The sequence below is a fragment of the Prevotella vespertina genome (assembly GCF_009728485.1).
In the GTDB taxonomy this organism is placed as follows: domain Bacteria; phylum Bacteroidota; class Bacteroidia; order Bacteroidales; family Bacteroidaceae; genus Prevotella; species Prevotella vespertina.
In genome coordinates this window covers 147,609-166,008 of record NZ_VVIQ01000005.1, presented here as the reverse complement: position 1 = coordinate 166,008, position 18,400 = coordinate 147,609, and the positions used below count along the sequence as shown (strand labels likewise).

The 18,400-nt window shown below is 39.4% G+C and carries 14 protein-coding genes; 6 read left to right on the top strand and 8 right to left on the bottom strand.

The features are described from left to right. Window positions 1-136: 136 nt before the first annotated feature. Both htpG and F0475_RS06455 read right to left on the bottom strand, forming a co-directional pair. Window positions 137-2,191 carry a molecular chaperone HtpG gene (htpG, locus tag F0475_RS06460; protein WP_155715975.1) on the bottom strand — a complete coding sequence of 685 codons (2,055 nt, stop codon included), beginning with the start codon at window positions 2,189-2,191 and terminating at the stop codon, window positions 137-139. A 164-nt stretch (window positions 2,192-2,355) separates the two neighbouring features. Beyond that, window positions 2,356-4,566, bottom strand: coding sequence for a RelA/SpoT family protein (locus F0475_RS06455; protein WP_036894653.1), 2,211 nt, complete (start codon window positions 4,564-4,566; stop codon window positions 2,356-2,358). A gap of 141 nt (window positions 4,567-4,707) precedes the next feature. Here F0475_RS06455 and F0475_RS06450 point away from each other — a divergent pair, with 141 nt between their 5' ends. Both F0475_RS06450 and rho read left to right on the top strand, forming a co-directional pair. After that, entirely contained in the window at window positions 4,708-6,225 is a 1,518-nt protein-coding gene (locus F0475_RS06450; RefSeq protein ID WP_155715974.1) for a DUF4301 family protein, read from the top strand. 488 nt (window positions 6,226-6,713) lie between these two features. Next, window positions 6,714-8,663 carry a transcription termination factor Rho gene (gene rho, locus F0475_RS06445; protein ID WP_155715973.1) on the top strand — a complete coding sequence of 650 codons (1,950 nt, stop codon included), beginning with the start codon at window positions 6,714-6,716 and terminating at the stop codon, window positions 8,661-8,663. 365 nt (window positions 8,664-9,028) lie between these two features. Here rho and F0475_RS06440 read toward each other — a convergent pair whose 3' ends face one another. Further along, on the bottom strand, window positions 9,029-9,631 hold the full coding sequence (locus F0475_RS06440) for an OmpH family outer membrane protein (protein ID WP_155715972.1): 603 nt from the start codon (window positions 9,629-9,631) through the stop codon (window positions 9,029-9,031). A gap of 23 nt (window positions 9,632-9,654) precedes the next feature. Further along, a complete protein-coding gene (locus F0475_RS06435; RefSeq protein WP_009434048.1) occupies window positions 9,655-9,849 on the bottom strand; it encodes a hypothetical protein in 195 nt (64 codons plus the stop codon). 77 nt (window positions 9,850-9,926) lie between these two features. Here F0475_RS06435 and F0475_RS06430 point away from each other — a divergent pair, with 77 nt between their 5' ends. Further along, window positions 9,927-11,378 carry an aminoacyl-histidine dipeptidase gene (locus F0475_RS06430; RefSeq protein WP_155715971.1) on the top strand — a complete coding sequence of 484 codons (1,452 nt, stop codon included), beginning with the start codon at window positions 9,927-9,929 and terminating at the stop codon, window positions 11,376-11,378. Window positions 11,379-11,727: 349 nt separating this feature from the next. Here F0475_RS06430 and ruvC read toward each other — a convergent pair whose 3' ends face one another. Genes ruvC through rsmG form a run of 3 tightly spaced genes read right to left on the bottom strand, consistent with a single transcriptional unit; the run spans window position 11,728 to window position 13,641 of the window. Beyond that, window positions 11,728-12,303, bottom strand: a complete 576-nt coding sequence (gene ruvC, locus F0475_RS06425) for a crossover junction endodeoxyribonuclease RuvC (protein WP_009434230.1) — start codon at window positions 12,301-12,303, stop codon at window positions 11,728-11,730. Window positions 12,304-12,318: 15 nt separating this feature from the next. Further along, complete coding sequence (locus tag F0475_RS06420; RefSeq protein ID WP_155715970.1) at window positions 12,319-12,963, bottom strand: MBL fold metallo-hydrolase; 645 nt, start codon at window positions 12,961-12,963, stop codon at window positions 12,319-12,321. Between the two features lie 54 nt (window positions 12,964-13,017). Continuing rightward, window positions 13,018-13,641 carry a 16S rRNA (guanine(527)-N(7))-methyltransferase RsmG gene (gene rsmG / locus F0475_RS06415; RefSeq protein WP_009434190.1) on the bottom strand — a complete coding sequence of 208 codons (624 nt, stop codon included), beginning with the start codon at window positions 13,639-13,641 and terminating at the stop codon, window positions 13,018-13,020. 136 nt (window positions 13,642-13,777) lie between these two features. On the opposite strand from rsmG, the gene F0475_RS06410 reads away from it, so the two are divergent. The 3 genes from F0475_RS06410 to F0475_RS06400 are packed head-to-tail and all read left to right on the top strand — an operon-like array spanning window position 13,778 to window position 16,502. Further along, window positions 13,778-14,401: an HAD family hydrolase gene (locus F0475_RS06410; RefSeq protein WP_155715969.1), complete on the top strand. Its 624-nt coding sequence runs from the start codon at window positions 13,778-13,780 to the stop codon at window positions 14,399-14,401. Between the two features lie 49 nt (window positions 14,402-14,450). After that, window positions 14,451-15,269 (top strand): 3-methyl-2-oxobutanoate hydroxymethyltransferase, encoded by an 819-nt coding sequence (panB, locus tag F0475_RS06405; RefSeq protein ID WP_009434133.1) that lies wholly within the window; start codon window positions 14,451-14,453, stop codon window positions 15,267-15,269. A gap of 57 nt (window positions 15,270-15,326) precedes the next feature. Then, entirely contained in the window at window positions 15,327-16,502 is a 1,176-nt protein-coding gene (locus F0475_RS06400) for an MFS transporter (protein ID WP_155715968.1), read from the top strand. Window positions 16,503-16,892: 390 nt separating this feature from the next. On the opposite strand, the gene F0475_RS06395 is transcribed toward F0475_RS06400, so the two are convergent. Beyond that, on the bottom strand, window positions 16,893-18,392 hold the full coding sequence (locus F0475_RS06395; protein ID WP_009434125.1) for an MBOAT family O-acyltransferase: 1,500 nt from the start codon (window positions 18,390-18,392) through the stop codon (window positions 16,893-16,895). Window positions 18,393-18,400: the final 8 nt, after the last annotated feature.

Sequence of the window (18,400 nt, the reverse complement as noted above, 5' to 3'; positions counted from 1 at the left end):
AGCTTAAGAGCTTTTCGCAAATAGCTTAGGAGTTTTTCTTAGATTGCTTTGCACGTATAAGTTCATCTACGAAGAAGCCGTAAGTTAACTAACGAAAGTAGTTATCTTACGGCTAATATTCTTCTATTGATTCACCTTATTTAATAAGGCTAACAGAACGTTTCAAGAACTTGTCTAATGCAGCTCCCTGAAGCATACCATTCTGAAGCAATGCTAAATCAATGAGTTGATGAACAACCTCATTATCTTTTGCGCAAGCCTCAATAACAGTCTTCTTCTTATCTTGCAATTCAGAGATAGACTTTTGCGTATTCTGTACATCGTCCTTCTCCTCCTGTGTCAATTCTTCAGCCTTCTTCTTGCTCTGAGACTGTTGTAAAGCTGCAAGTCGAGCCTTCTGTCCCTTCAACTCACTAGCGATAGGCTCTAACTCCTTGGTTGTACCTTCTGTTACCTCATTCAATACTCTCTTAATAAGTGGATGATCGGCATTCAAAACAAAGTTATAAGCATCTGGCATTTGTGCATAGAAGCCCATCCCTTGCTGGAACTGACTCATCTCCTTCATACGGCGCATATACTCGTTCTGTGTAATGAGCACCGGTTGGAAACTCTCACCCAGAGCCTGCACCTCAATATTGAACTCTGCCTTTTGTATCTTAGGCATCTGCGAACGGAAAGTCTCTGACAGATTGTCAGTCTCTTCTTCTGACAAATTATTCTTAGGTGCGTCTTCCTTCTGAATGATTCTATCAATAATATCTGAGTCAACACGAACGTAGCGTGTCTTCTCTAGTTTCTGTTCGAGCATTGACAACATTGGTACATCTAGCTGTCCACTTGCGTCAATAATGCTATATCCCTTTTGTTTTGCAGCCTCGATATAAGTGTACTGCTCTTCTTTATTAGTTGTATAAAGATTGACAAGCACTCCTTCTTTGTCTGTCTGATTATCTTTTACGAGAGTCTTGTACTCGTCTAACGTAAAGTATTTGCCTTCTGTATCTTTGATAAGCGCAAAGTCTTTTGCACGATCATAGAAATCAGCTTCTGACAACATACCATAGTTTATAAAGAGCTTCAAGTCGTCCCATTTCTTCTCATATTCCTTACGGTCTTCCTTGAAAATGCTTTGCAATCTGTCTGCTACCTTCTTGGTAATGTAAGATGCAATCTTCTTAACGTTTGAATCGCTCTGTAAGTAACTGCGACTGACGTTCAAAGGAATGTCTGGTGAATCAATCACACCATGTAACAATGTCAAGAACTCTGGTACTATTCCTTCCACCTGATCAGTAACGAAGACTTGATTGCAATAAAGTTGAATCTTGTTACGCTGTAACTCAATGTTATTCTTAATGCGTGGGAAGTAAAGAATACCCGTGAGATTGAATGGATAATCAACGTTTAAGTGAATCCAGAACAATGGTTCATCGTTCATTGGGAAGAGCGTCTGATAGAACTTCTTATAGTCCTCATCCTTTAGGCTGGATGGAGCTTTAACCCACAATGGTTCCACATCGTTAATAATGTTATCCTCATCCGTCTCAACACTCTTACCATCCTTCCACTCTGTTTTCTTACCAAAGGCAACAGGAACAGCCATGAACTTGCAATACTTATTCAGCAACTCCTCTATCTTAGACTTCTGCAAGAACTCTTTGCAATCATCATCGATGTAGAGAACAATATCACTTCCTCTGTCCGCCTTATCTGCGTCCTCAAGTGTATATTCTGGACTACCATCGCAACTCCACTTTACAGCCTTACTCCCCTCACGATAGCTCTTAGTAATGATTTCTACTTTCTTAGCTACCATGAAAGAAGAATAGAAACCAAGTCCGAAGTGACCAATGATGGCTTCTGCTTTATCTTGATACTTCTCCAAGAAGTCGTTTACACCAGAGAAGGCTATCTGGTTAATATATTTCTCAATCTCTTCTGCAGTCATACCAATACCACGATCACTGATGGTTAGTGTTCCTGCTTTCTCGTCCAAGGTGATACGAACGGTCAAATCGCCCAACTCGCCCTTAAAGTCGCCTGTTGCTGCAAGTGTCTTCAACTTCTGCGTTGCATCTACAGCATTAGAGACCATCTCACGTAAGAAGATGTCATGATCTGAGTATAAGAACTTTTTGATAACGGGGAAGATGTTCTCGGTCGTAACCCCAATATTTCCTTTTTGCATAGTTATATTTATTATAATTTTATATTCACGCCGACTAAATTACAAATACCATGCCATAACAGGAAATGAAACTTATTGATAGTTCTTCGATATACTAAACGAAGAAGAGACTTCCCTCACATGGAGGAAAGTCTCTTCTGTATCTAAAGGAAGCCTTACCTTATTTATATTCTAACGACTTCCTTCACACCTTTTATCGTACGTAACTTCTTCATCAGAATGTTCAGCTTAGAGTTATCGTCTAGCATAACAATTAGGTTGCCAGAGAACAATCCATCATGTGAATCAATATTGATTGAACGCATGACGACTTTCTCATCTTTTGAAATAACATTCGTAATGTTACTTACAATACCAATGTCATCATTACCTATGATTCGTAAGGTGATAGCGTATTGTGACGTTCCCTTCCCACTCCATCGAGCTTTCACAACACGATAGCCGAAGCGTTTACGCATTTCCGGAGCATTGGGGCAATCACAACGATGAATCTTAATACCGCCATTAACTGTCACGAATCCAAAGACTGAGTCACCATAGATGGGATGGCAACACTTAGCAAGAGAGAAGTCTAACCCTTTGAGGTTTTTATCAATAACTAAAACGTCATCGTTCTTCTTCAGAATGTCTGGCGTTGGGTTCTCATACTCAAAGTTCTTTGCACTCTCTGCCTCACGTGGTTGGTTAAGGTTATGAAGATGATTATATATCTTCTGATATTCATCAATGACATAGTTAGGATCTAATTTACCATCAGCTATTTGTTGGTAAAATTCGGAACCTTCCTTAAACCCGAGCTTACGAATAAGGTGCCCCATTGAGGCTTCATCCACATCTATCTTCTTATTCTTGAATCGACGTTCCAGCAACTCCTTTGCATAGAGTTTATCGTTAGCTTGTGTTTCTTTCAACGCAAGACGAATCTTGGATTTAGCACGTGATGACTTGCAGACCTTCAACCACTCTTGTCGTGGTTTCTGTGTAGACGAAGTAAGAATCTCTACCATGTCACCACTATGAAGTTCCGTGCGGAAGGACACGTTCTTACCATTAATCTTTCCTCCAACACACTGGTTACCCACACGTGAATGAATGTGATAAGCGAAGTCGAGCACCGTTGCACCCTTAGGGAACTTCAATAAGTCACCTTTCGGTGTAAAGACATATATCTCTTTGTCATAAAGATCAGATTTAAACTGATCCATGACTTCTAAATTATCTCCTGCTTCAAGGGCTGAACGTATAGAGGCTAGCCAGTCATCCATACCGCCCTCCGCCTTTACACCTTTATAACGCCAGTGAGCTGCTAAACCATGTTCGGCTATCTCATCCATACGCTCGGTACGTATTTGTACTTCAACCCACTTCTTCTCTGGACCTAGCACTGTGATGTGCAAACACTCATAGCCATTTGACTTTGGTACTGAAAGCCAATCTCTTAATCGCTTTGGATTAGGCTGATACATGTCGGTGACTATTGAATAAGCCTGCCAACATTGCATCTTCTCTTTGTCTTCTGGTGAGTCGAGGATAATGCGAATAGCAAAGAGATCATAGATACCCTCAAAGCCACATTTCTGTTTCTTCATCTTTTGCCAGATGGAGTGAATGGACTTTGTACGACCCTTTATATGGAACTTCAATCCTGCTGCTTTCAGATGTTCGCTGACAGGTGTAATGAACCGACTAATGTAAGCATCACGAGCTGTCTTAGTAGCATTAAGTTTATCTTTGATCAGATAGTAAGCATCATGCTCTAAGTACTTTAAAGATAAGTCCTCTAGCTCGCTCTTTAGCTGATAGAGTCCTAGCTTATGTGCTAATGGGGCATATAGATAACTTGCCTCTTCTGACACCTTCTGCCTTGCCTCCGTATTCTCAACGTCTCGTATCTGACGCATGAGGTTAACTCGGTCGGCAATCATGATTAGAATTACACGCATATCCTCGGCAAAGGATAGCAAGAGATTGCGGAAATTCTCACTCTCTATGATTGGTGTTCTTTGATAAAGAGTCTGTATATGAATTAAACCATGAATGATTCTAGAAACCCCTTCACCAAAAAGTTTATTTACATCTTCTAATGACAGATTATCATCCTGCACACTTTGATAAAGTAGAATGGCAATGACAGAGTCACGTTTAAGCCCAATGTCCCTTACGGCAATAATGGCTGTTTGTATAGAGCAAAGTATCGGGTTCAAACCAAATACATTGCGTTGAATCTTATTATTAATAACAGATTCATCAAGATGTTTACGCAACTTCGGAAGGTCACTTTCTGCAAATAATGGCTCAAGAAGTCCCTTCAATTCTTCTAGTAATTGGTCGGATAAGAGTCTCTCTTCTTCCGTGTAAATGAATTTATCCTCCATAAGCATACCCATTATAGTTCGCAGACAAAGGTACAAGAAAAATGACACTTAAAGGAATAAAACTAGTAATTACTTGCTTGTTTACAAATTAATTCGTTATTTTTGCAATTACAAAACAATCTTTTTAAAACTTTATCGAATATGATGAACCCAACTGACCTAAGACAGATTACTAGTAAAGGAATAAGTGAAGAACAAATCAATAGACAGCTTGAAGAGTTTAAATTAGGATTCCCCTATTTAAAATTAGAAGCTGCTGCAACACCAACCAAAGGTATCGTTTTGATGAGTGGTGAAGAGCAAGAGAAGGTATGTAATAGCTGGAAGACTTATCAAAGTGGAGATCATAGAGTTGTGAAGTTTGTACCTGCTTCGGGAGCTGCTAGTCGTATGTTTAAAGATCTGTTTGCTTTCCTTAATGGTGTAAACCAGAAGCCTACAAATGACTTCGAAAGGGAGTTCTTTGACAATATACATGATTTTGCTTTCTTCAATGAGTTGAATCAGAAATGTGAGCAGAATGAAGGGAAGAGCGTAGATGAATTAATGAAAGATGGGGACTATAAGTTGATCGTTGACACCTTATTAAATATAAGAGGTTTAAACTATGGGCAACTCCCCAAAGGTCTACTCTCTTTCCACAAGTATGACGATGGCGTACGCACGCCGATTGAGGAACACTTAGTGGAGGCTGCACTTTATGCTGCTAGTAACAAGCAAGCATACGTACACTTCACGATCTCGCATGAACATCTGGAACTCTTTAAACAAAAGGTAACAGAGAAGATAGCACAATATGAAGCTAAATACGATGTTAAACTGAATGTCTCTTATTCGGAACAGAAACCTAGTACAGACACGATAGCTGTAAATCCAGACAACAGTCCTTTCCGCAACGATGATGGTTCTTTGCTCTTCCGTCCAGGTGGGCATGGTGCATTGATAGAGAACTTAAACGACCTCGAGGCTGATATTGTTTTCATCAAGAACATTGACAATGTTGTTCCTGATCGATTGAAGAAAGAAACTATCGATTGGAAGATGGTAATTGCAGGAAAACTCGTGGAACTACAGAAACAAACATTCGATTACTTACACCTGTTGGATAAGGGCTGTTATACACGTACTGAGCTAGAGGAAATACTAAGTTTCTTACAGCATAATTTATTCTGCGAGAGTTCTGAAGCAAAGACATTAGATGACTCTGCCCTTGCACAATATCTCTATGACAAGTTGAACCGACCAATGCGTGTATGTGGAATGGTTAAGAACGTGGGAGAACCAGGTGGTGGACCTTTCTTAGCTTATAACCATGATGGGACAATTAGTTTGCAGATTCTTGAAAGCTCACAGATTGATAAGAGCAATAAGGATTATGTGAAGATGTTTACCGATGGAACGCACTTCAATCCTGTGGATATTGTTTGTGCCATCAAGAACTATAAAGGCGAGCCATTTGATTTAACAAAGCATGTTGATAAGTCAACGGGATTCATTAGTTCCAAGTCTAAGAACGGACGTGAACTGAAAGCTTTAGAGTTGCCTGGACTTTGGAATGGAGCCATGAGCGACTGGAATACTATCTTCGTTGAAGTTCCACTTATCACTTTCAACCCCGTTAAAACAGTAAACGATTTACTGCGTGAACAGCATCAATAAGGACTTAAAAGTTAATGTCTAAAAGTCTTATCAATAAAACAACTATCCAGTAATTGATGGGACAACCATAGAAATAGTAATTAGGCTATAATCAACTAGAGATTATAGCCTTTTTTCTTGTCACTTTTAAAGTTTTTTATACGCTAAGTTAAACAACACTTGTACTTTAAGTTAAACAACACTTGTACTTTAAGTTAAACGACACTTGTACTTTAAGTTAAACATCAATTATACTTTAAGTTAAACATCAATCGTACTTTAAGTTAGAGCTTCCTCTTTACTTATATCAGTGTAAGAGCTGAGAATCAATAAGGTTTGATTTCTACCCTTTTTATAATTTTCATTGAGGACTAAGGCAAAAAATGATGTCTTTTCTTGTAGGAGTCAAATAATTATTATACCTTTGCAAGCACAAAAAGACACATTACTGATGTTTCTCTTTAAGAAACACAACAAATCAAAGATATAATTTCCTACATATATTATATATGTTAAGCAAAGAAGAACTATTAGAGAAAGATGTTTCTGAGCTTGAAACTATTGCTCAGAAGTCTGGTGCAGTATATAATCAAGGCGACGACAAGGATAAATTGGTTTATGCTATTCTTGACCGTCAGGCTGAAGAGCTTAGTACTGCACGACCATCGGAGTCAAAGCGGAAGCGCACAAGAATAACGCGGAAGGATACCGACAGGGTATATTCTGTGCATGGCGATGAAGGGGAGAATTTCGATGTTAAGAAGAATAAGCCTACAGGAGAAGCACAACCTTCACTCTTTAAAGAGGAAGTAGCACCTAAAAAAGCAAGTGAAACCGAGAAAACACCAGAGGAGATTCTAGCCTCAATGCCTAAGCATAGAGGTAGAAAGTCTAAAGCTGAACTCGAAGCTATCGCTGCCGCTGAAGCAGCACTCAAAGCCAAAGAAGAGGCTAAGAAGATGGAAACAAAAAGTCAGGAGGAGACAAAACCTATAGTTGAAGAAACTATACCAGAAGCTATGGAAGATAATTTTATTCCTGAAGACCATTTCTCAAGCATGCCAGTTAAAGAGGATGCCGAGAATAAGGAGGAACTCTTAGCTCGTTTACAAGAAAAGGTCAATGCACATAATAATACAGAAGTAGTCCCTGAAGGGGTTTGGGCTGGTGATCCAGGTGATGGAACAGACTTTATACCTATAGTTGACCTCCCTATTGAGGATCAAGGTGCGGTACCAAACTACGATATGTTTGACCAGCCTACTATGCCAACTCAGACGCCTTCTACACCTGCAATGTATGATGCACCAGTGGTTAGTAATGAGGAGGCTTATGACTTCACTAACATTATCAAGGCAAATGGAGTATTAGAAGTTATGCCCGATGGTTATGGCTTCTTACGTTCAAGTGATTATAATTACCTTTCTTCTCCAGATGATGTTTATGTCTCAAACAATCAGATTAAACAATATGGTTTAAAGACAGGTGATGTCGTTGAATGCTTTGTTCGCCCCCCACGCGCAGGAGAGAAATACTTCCCATTGACAAGTATTGAGATGATCAATGGTAGGAAACCAGCTGAGGTACGTGATCGTATTCCATTTGAGCACCTTACACCATTATTCCCAGAAGAGAAGTTCTCTCTCTGTAATGATCCAAAAACTACCAATCTCTCTACACGTATAGTTGACCTCTTCTCCCCTATTGGTAAGGGACAGCGTGCACTGATTGTTGCACAGCCAAAGACTGGTAAAACTATCTTGATGAAGGACATTGCTAATGCTATTGCAGCAAATCATCCCGAGGCTTACCTGATGATGCTATTAATAGACGAACGTCCTGAAGAGGTTACCGATATGGCACGAACAGTTAATGCGGAAGTGATTGCCTCAACTTTCGATGAACCAGCAGAACGTCATGTGAAGATTGCGGGTATTGTTCTAGAGAAGGCGAAACGTATGGTTGAGTGTGGGCATGATGTGGTAATTTTCCTCGATTCTATCACACGTTTAGCTCGTGCTTACAATACAGTTGCACCGGCTTCTGGTAAGGTTCTTACTGGTGGTGTCGACGCAAACGCATTGCAGAAACCTAAGCGTTTCTTTGGTGCTGCACGTAATATAGAAGGTGGTGGATCGTTGACTATTATAGCAACAGCTTTGATTGATACTGGTTCTAAGATGGACGAGGTTATCTTTGAAGAATTTAAGGGTACGGGTAACATGGAGTTACAACTCGATCGCAGTTTGAGCAACAAGCGAATATTCCCAGCTGTCAACCTTGTAGCTTCTAGCACTCGTCGTGATGACCTCTTGCAAGACCGCACAACACTTGATAGAATGTGGATCCTCCGTAAGTACATTGCTGATATGAATCCTATCGAGGCTATGAACTCTATTCATGATCGTATGGCTCGCACAAAGGATAACGAGGAATTCCTTCTTTCTATGAATGATTAAAACTTTATTCATATTAGTCAAGCACAATAAACGCTATAAATAAAGATAGTGCCAATCAACATAGCCTTCTCCTGTAAGTTGCTATTTTGATTGGCACTCTTTCTATCATGATTCGTGGAATAAACTATCTCACCAATCTATAAGTATTCGCTCTTTCCTTACTTTTATAATCAGAAGTATATTAAAGGACAATTAGTAAAAAGATTGTAGACCGAATTGTATCAAGATTATTGAGATAGTAGAGTTATCGTATTGGGCTACTTTAAATATAATAAAAGAAGTCAGTTGAAAAAGGTTTCAACTGACTTCTATTCTATTATAAATAAGTAACAATCAGGGAAACCCGATTGATTCTTAGTTATCAATTACTTACCCATTCCCTTATAAGCTTGATTCATACCTTTTACAACCTCGTTTGTAATGTTGTAAGCAGGATCAGCATATAGGATATTGTCTCCGCTCTTTGCAAGGATAATAGCATACTTCTTATCCTTATTGTATTCTTTCAAGTAATTGTGAACACTATCAGAGAGAGCCTTATTGTACTTAGCAACCTCACTCTGATATTCAGCACCCAAACGCTGTTGAAGAGCATCAGCATCCTGAGCTTGCTTCTGAATACTTGCTTGAATCTGTTGAGCCTGAGCCTGAGTGTACTTATTAGCCTGGGCATTCTGTTGGAAGTTAAGAGCAGCAGTTTGAATAGCCTTCTGCTTTCCAGCTAATGTACGTTGAATGTTAGCTTCTTTAGCCTTTATAATCTTAGTTACATCTTTCCAATAAGTATATTGACTCATGATAGAATCTATTTCTACATAAGCAATCTTCTGTGCCCCAGAGGTTGATGCACTTGCAGTTGTACCTGACTGTGTCTCTGTTGTATCGTTCTTCTGTGGCTGGTTGTTACACGCAACAAAAGCGAATGTTGTCATTGCCAGCATTGCAATACTACAAAATGTTTTCTTCATTATTGTATGTTTAAATGATTATTTTAATAAGCTTTGTTCTTTGCACGAGCTTCTTTGTCTTGATCTATTACACATCTAATACCTTTCTCCTTTAAGTAGGCATTGTCTGATATGTGTTGTGACTGGAAACTCCCATTCTTCTTTAGCATAACACGCACTCCTAAGAGCAACATGGCAATAGCAATTATTAACAATGAGTATAATAATGTTCCGAGCATTTTCTTTATCTTTGCATTGTTTATCGGCGCAAAGGTAATATAAAAGAGCAAGATAACAAAATAAAATATTATTAAATATGGCGAATATAGAATTAAAACCCGCTCGAGTATTCGAGCAGTTTGCGAAAATTAATCAGATACCACGTCCTTCAAAGCACGAAGAGCAAATGATTAAGTATTTACAAGAGTTTGCGAAAGCTCGTAACCTCGATGTTAAGGTAGATAAGACGGGGAATGTACTTATCTCTAAGGCTGCTACGAAGGGTATGGAGCATGTGCCTACTGTTGTTCTTCAGAGTCACATGGATATGGTTTGTGACAAACTTGTTGACGTTGAGTTTGACTTCCATAAAGATGCAATTCAAACTTATGTTGATGGTGAATGGTTGCACGCAAAAGGTACTACTTTAGGTGCTGACGATGGTATTGGTGTTGCACTAGAGTTAGCTATCCTTGACTCAGATGACATTAAACATGGACCTATCGAGTGCCTCTTTACTCGCGACGAGGAGACTGGTTTAACAGGTGCCTTCGGCTTAGAAGCTAACTTCATGACTGGGAAGTACCTTATCAACTTAGACTCTGAAGACGAAGGTCAGATCTTTGTTAGCTGTGCTGGTGGTAATAGCACAACTGCTACATTCAGTTTGGATCGTGAGCAAGCTCCAGAGGACTACTTCTTTATGGAAGCTAGTTTGAAAGGGTTAGTCGGCGGTCATTCTGGTGATGACATTAACAAGAAGCGTGCGAATGCAATCAAAGTCCTTGCACGTTTCCTTTATATGGAACAAAACAAATTAGATCTACGTTTGAGTCAGTGGAACTCGGGTAAGATGCATAATGCAATCCCTCGTGATGGTAAAATACTCTTTGCTGTCCCAGCAAACCATAAGGATGAGGTGAAAGCTGATTGGAACATCTTTAGCAAGAACGTTGAAGATGAATTCCACGTAACAGATACCTCGATGGAATGGTCACTTCAAAGTGCTGATGCGGCATTGGTTATGCCTAAACAGGTTTCTCACAATGCGATTCTTGCACTTCAAGCTCTTGATAATGGTCCATTGACAAATTGTCAAGATGAGGCTTTAGCCTATATGGTGGAAACATCAAGCAATGTTGCTAGCATCCAGACTTCAGAAGACAAGCTTGTCATCGTTAGTTCACAGCGCTCTAATGTTATGAGTAACCTTGAGAACATGACGAACACTGTTCGTGCTTGCTTCGAATTAGCTGGAGCCGAAGTTGTTGTAAACGACAGTTACCCTGCATGGAAAATGAATCCTAATTCCGAGTTAGTAAATGTCGCCGTTGAACAGTATAAGAAACTCTTTGGAAAAGAGCCACGTGTCCTCGGTATCCACGCAGGATTAGAGTGCGGTCTTTTCTCAGAGAAGTATCCAGAGCTTGATATGATTAGCTTCGGACCAACATTACGATATGTCCACACACCAGATGAATGTTTGCTTATTCCAACTGTTCAAATGGTTTGGGATCATCTCTTAGCCGTTCTTGAGAACATCGATTAAAGTTTTTCTTTATCTTTCATCTGATATCAATCCTATCAAGATAAAGGTATAAAATCATAAGTCACCCTACTTACAGCATATTCAGAATGCTAAGTATGGTGACTTTTTTAGATAACTATAAGTGCGTTGCGACTCATTCATTTCAATGGAAAACACAATCCTTTAAAGTAGCTTTCATCTCTCATTTCACTCTCTATGAAACACAAAGTAAAACAACATTCAACCTTTAACTTAAAGTACGATTGACCTTTAACTTAAAGTACAAACATCGTTTAACTTAAAGTACAAGCCTCGTTTAACTTAAAGTATGAACCACCTTTAAACAGCACCAACAATCGGGTGCTAATTCCTATTTAATTCGCTCTGCATTCTTCCTAGCAAAGTCCTTCCAAGAGGAGTAGTGTTGGGCATCAGTTATAGGGCGACTCATTTGCAAAAAGTGGCAATAAGCAGCAGCAACAGCATCGGTAGCATCCATAAAGTGTGGCATTTGATCATCACGTAGGTGAAGGAGTTTCTGTAACATACCTGCAACTTGTTCCTTGGATGCAGAACCATTGCCCGTGATTGCCATTTTAATCTTTAAAGGAGCATACTCTTGTATTGGAATGTCACGATGAATAGCGGCGGCAATCGCTACACCTTGAGCACGCCCAAGCTTTAGCATTGATTGTACATTCTTGCCAAAGAAGGGAGCCTCAATAGCTAGTTCGTCAGGAAGGTACTCTGCTATAATACCAGAAACACGATCGAATATCTTACCTAAGCGTAGATAGACATCTTTCTCTTTGCGCATATCTATTACACCCATAACAACGAGTTCCGCCTTATTGCCACGAACACGTAAAACTCCATAGCCCATGACATTAGTACCTGGATCAATCCCTAAGAGAATCTTTTCTGGCGTAACACTTTTCTTTTGCATTCGATCGTCTGCTAATTATCTGTCCATATATGGGTTATGAGCAAGTTCAAACCCGATAGAAGTTTGTGGTCCATGCCCCGGATAGACAATCGTCTTATCTGGTAATTGTGCAAGTTCACGCAGACTACTAATTATTTGAAACATGCTCCCTCCGGGGAAGTCCGTTCGACCTATACTTCCTTTAAAGAGTGTATCGCCAGTAAACAATACATTCTCCTCAGCACAATAGAACGATACAGAGCCAGGTGAGTGACCAGGTGTACGAATGATTTTAAAGGTATGCGAACCAAACTTAACTTCCTCATTTTCGGTAAGTTTCAAATTACCTGTAGGAAGGTCTATATTCAAATCCATCCCTAACATTTGCAAGGCTGCTTCTCTCGGGTGTTGCATGAGCCCCTTATCCCCTTCAGCAACTTCTGGTTGTAAGTTGAATGCAGATAGAATTGCAGCATCACCAAAATGATGATCTAAATGTCCGTGTGTACCAAGATTATGAACAGGCTTTAAGCCTTCCTCCCTTATATATGTAATGACAGTATTCTGTTCGGCTTCAGTAAGCGCACCGCAATCAATGATGACACATTCCTTTGTCTCATCATTGATGACATAACAATTCTCATGTAGAGGATTAACCTCAAAGGTCTGGATTCTTAGCATTTCTTTGGATGTTAATTGTAAGATAAAGTCGTTTGAATAAGGTTACTATATGACTTATCCCGGTACATAAATAAGATATTTCCCTTTAAACCATTCCTCATCAAACCATTGTGATATCTCTGTCTTCTCCACAATATTCTTATAAGGTTTCAACTCCTCTTCAAGGTTTCCTCCTTTAAGAACTATTACACCATTGGGCAAGACATTATGCTGATCACGAGCTATATTCTTTTTGACAATCTTCATTAAATCAGGAAGTGGCATGACGGCACGAGATACTATAAAATCAAACTTACCTTTCTCTTCCTCCCCTCTTAAATGTGCAGGAAGAACGTTAGTAAGTCCTATCGCAGAAGCAACTTCTTGTGCAACACGCACCTTCTTGCCAGTACCATCAATGAGTTTGAAATTAGCTTCAGGAAAGAGAATGGCAAGTGGAATACCAGGAAACCCTCCACCTGTTCCAAAGTCTAACACATTAGTACCATCCCGAAAGTTTATCACCTTAGCTATTGCAAGAGAATGAAGAACATGATGCTCATAGAGATTATCAATGTCCTTACGAGAGATAACGTTTATCTTCGCATTCCATTCATGATACAAAGCATTAAGCGCATTAAACTGCTCCTCCTGTTCTGTAGTTAAACTAGGGAAGTATTTCTTTATAATATCAATCATTAGTTGTATTGTTATATGCTACGAAGAATACTCATCAACAGCACCCGTATCCTTCCTAATTATTAATTAGCGAAGGCAAAGTTACAAAAAGTTTTCGTAACTTTGCATTGTATAGAATATTAATCAAGGAGAAAGAATGATAAAAGCTTGTTTGTTTGATTTAGATGGAGTTGTGTTTGAAACCGAGTCATTATATACCTCGTTTTGGAGTGAAATGAAGAAGGAATATTGCCCTGAAATAGCCGACTTTGAATATATCATTAAGGGGCAGACCTTAGTCCAAATCTATGATAAATACTTCGCTGGGGAGGAGAAGAAACAACAAGAAATAACAAATAAGCTGAATGAGTTTGAACAGAGTATGCCTTTCAACTATGTTGACGGCTTTGAACCTTTCGTTAAAGCGCTTAGGTCGAAAGGGATAAAGACAGCTGTTGTTACAAGTTCCAATCGTGAGAAGATGCAAAATGTTTATCGTAAACATCCAGAGTTTCAATCCTATTTCGATGCAATCTTAACATCTGAAGACTTTGAAGAAAGCAAGCCTTCACCAGATTGTTATCTCAAGGCAGCAGCCCGCTTTGGAGTACAATCCAAGGAATGTGTTGTCTTTGAAGATAGCTTTAATGGATTGCGTTCCGGTGTAGCATCAGGTGCTTGTGTGATTGGCTTAGCTACAACGAATCCTATACATGAAATAAAGAAATACACGGATAAGGTTATCCGCAATTATATTGGTTTTACTTTGCCAAATAACTAAAAACAAGTACCTTTGCACACACAAACTTAAAATAAGGTAAAAGGTATATATGGGATATTTAACAACAGATAAGAAGAAAGTAACAGCAAAGACACTATTAGAAATGAAGGCTGCAGGTGAGAAAATAACTCAAATGACAGCTTACGATTTCACAACGGCAGGGATAATCGACGCTGCTGGTATTGATAGTATTCTTGTTGGCGATTCAGCTTCTAATGTAATGGCAGGTAATCAGGACACAACCCCTATTACTATTGATCAGATGATTTACCATGCACGTGCTGTTGTTAGGGCTTGCCAACATTGCCTTGTTGTTTGTGATATGCCATTTGGCTCTTATCAGGTAAGTCGTGAAGAGGGGATTCGTAATGCTATACGCATTATTAAGGAAACTGGTGCTGGTGCAGTAAAGATGGAAGGCGGTCAAGAGATTGCTAACACTGTCAAAGGTATTGTTGATGCTGGCATTCCTGTCATTGGTCACCTTGGTTTAACTCCACAGAGTATTCATAAGTTTGGTGGTTATGGGCTTCGTGCAAAAGAAGACGCAGAAGCACAGAAACTCATTGACGATGCCTTAGCGTTAGATGCCGCAGGTGTTAGTGCTATTACGCTAGAGAAAGTACCATCTGCATTGGCAGCAAAGGTAACCTCAATGGTAAAGGCAGCTACTATTGGTATTGGCGCAGGTAATGAAACGGATGGTCAAGTACTTGTATATGCCGATGCTCTTGGAATGACACAAGGTTTCAAGCCTAAGTTTTTACGCCATTTTGCCGATGTCAATAAGTGCATGACAGAAGGAGTACAAGAATACATTAAGTGTGTAAAGGAGAAGTCTTTCCCTTCTATTGAAGAGTCTTATTAAGTCATTATTATGAAACCTCAAAGCGTTAAGGCTTAGTTGATATTAAAGACAAGAATTATGGATACTCAGAATACCCCTATTCATGTACGGTTATGGGATAAGCACTTTTGGACACTGGCAATAGCAAACCTGCTGTTGGTTATGTCATCCTATATGTTGATTCCAGCTATACCGATACGACTGAGGAGTGATGGGTATACGATGCCACAGATAGCGTTGGTATTAGGAATCTTCTTTGTTGGAATGTATCTCTTTGGCAATAGTTCGGCTTATCTCGTGCAACGTTATCGCCGTAAGATGGTGTTCTTACTATCAACGCTATTGCTATTAGCAGTGACAGCCATACTCTATTATTTGGCAACAATGCCTAATATCAACATAGACTACATCTTTCTAGTTGGTTTACGATTCTTACAAGGTTCGTTCTATGGCTTATCACAACTAGTCTTGTTGAGTACACTTGTAATTGATAATGTTGAGGCTGTACATCGCACCGAGGCTAATCATGCAGTAACATGGTTCGGACGTTTTGCACTAGCATTAGGACCGATAGTAGGGTTAATCGTTTATCATTCTATGAACTTTGGTTTCGTGCTATTGGCATCATGTTGTTGTGTATTGCTATCCTTTGTCCTTGTTAGCTTTGTACGTTTTCCCTTTAGGTTACCTAATGAAGATCTATGCAGATTCTCATTAGATAGATTCTTATTAAAGGGTAGTCATTGGTTGTTCATTAATACAACCCTCATCACCATTGTCGTGGGCTTGTTGTTAACGATTGAGCAAACCCCAAGGTTCTATGCTTTTATAATGCTAGGCTTCATCCTTGCGTTATTAGCCGAACGATTTGCGTTCAGTAATGCCGACCTTCGTAGTGAAGCCACAACAGGCTTGTTCTTTATGGGGGGAGCCGTCTTATTAATGCTCACAAGGAACCAATCAAGTGTAACTTATATAGCCCCCATACTTACAGGTTTTGGCGTTGGTATCATAGGTAGTCGTTTCTTACTCTTCTTTATTAAGCTAGCAGGACACTGCCAACGTGGCACAAGTCAAAGTACGTTTATACTAGCTTGGGAGACAGGAATAGGTATCGGATTAGTTCTTTCTTTTGCCTTACTTCATTGTAACCGCATATTGGTTTTATGGGTAAGTTTGACAATGCTTATTATCAGCCTTGTCTTTTATACGTTCTTCGTTCATAAGTGGTATGTAAAGCATAAGAACCGATAATTTGATGATAGAGTAACCATGGCAATTACTCTATCTTAAATGAGGAATTATGCTATAACTTAAACAGCAATTAGACTTTAACTTAAACAACAAATAGACTTTAAGTTAATGTAGGTTTGTACTTTAAGTTAAACGACGATTGTACTTTAAGTTAGAGGTGAAATGGACTTTTAGTTAGACATCAATTAAGCCCTCAATAAAAGTGCCCAAACACTTTCATTGAGAGCATTTGGGCACATACAACTAATGTATAGAGAAAGAGAGGAAATGAGTTCTTATTCTCTTATTTTTTATAAAACATCCAACTCTTTTTATTCACATCAAGGCTATCCAACAATCTTGTACTGCCTCACGAAATTGAAACGATTTCATAAAGAGCAGTTAGACTATTTAGAATTGGAAGTAAATAAATGGTTGTACGTCTGAACTCTTCACCTGCATGATGATAAATATCACGATGGTGATAGCTACAGCAGAAAGAACAACCCCACCCTTTTGCAAGAGCTTCACACTATTATTTTGCCAAGAGTTAGGCAAGAAATGGGTAATCAATGCAAATGCCATTAGAGCAAAGACATACTTATAAGCTACAAAGACATCGGGGAGAACAGATGGATTGAATTTCGTAAACATTTGCTTGATCATAATCCATGCACTTTCAAAGTCACGACAGCGGAAGAATATCCATGTAAAACAGAGAACGTGGAAGGTAATCAATACTGAGAAGAAGCGCCGAATGCCCGCTGGGTGATAGTGCCGATCATGACGCATTATAGTTTGCGACCAGAACTTATGTAAACAAACAAGCGCACCATGGATAACGCCCCATAGAACGAAGTTAAGGGAAGCTCCGTGCCATAAACCACAAGCTGTCATGGCGATCATTTGATTGATGTACATGAAGAATGTTCCTCTTCGGTTTCCCCCTAAAGATATATAAACATAGTCGCGAATCCATGTCGAGAGAGAGATGTGCCAGCGACGCCAGAAGTCAGTCATGGAATCAGCTGTTAGCGGCGCATTAAAGTTCATCGGTATTTCATAACCCATCAATAAGGCAATACCTATAGCCATATCTGAATAGCCCGAAAAGTCACAGTAGATTTGAATTGTATAGCCATAAAGCCCCAACAATACCTCACCACCAGAGAACAAGGTAGGGTTATCGAAGATTCGATCTACAAAGTTTTGTGAGATATAATCTGAAATAACAGCTTTCTTGAACAGACCTATAATGATGAAGAATACACCACGTGCAAACATCTCTGGAGAGATGTGTAAAGGCTTACGAATCTGTGGACCAAAGTCGGTTGCACGTGTAATTGGTCCAGCCAACAACGTTGGAAAGAAACTTACATAGAAGGCATAGTCTAACAATGACTCCATGGGTTGTGCTTTCTTCCTATAAATGTCAACTACGTAAGAGATTGTCTTGAAAGTGTAGAAGCTAATGCCGACAGGTAAGAAGATGTCCCATGGTTGAAAGTTTCCTCCTATCATCTGTGCGATAAGACCAGCAAAGAAGTTTGTGTACTTGAAGTATGCAAGTAAACCTAAATCAATGAGGAGACTCAAAATTAACCATAATCGTGGATACTTCCCACGTGCTACTCGTCGTGCAATATAGAAGTCGCTGACAGTGACAATTAGAAGTAGGAAGAAATAGAAACCACTACTCTTATAAAAGAAATAGTAAGAGAAGAGGGTCACGAACAATAGGCGTGCATCGACCTTCTTACGCAAGCAGAAATAGACCAGCATAAAGAAGAGGAAGATGAACAAGAAAGCCCCAGAAGAGAAGAGTAAAGGCTCGTGGGGGTTATAGAGTAAGATGTTAGCAATCTTGCTAAAATCTAGTGATGCGAAATAAGATAATATATCTTGGATCATTATAGTAA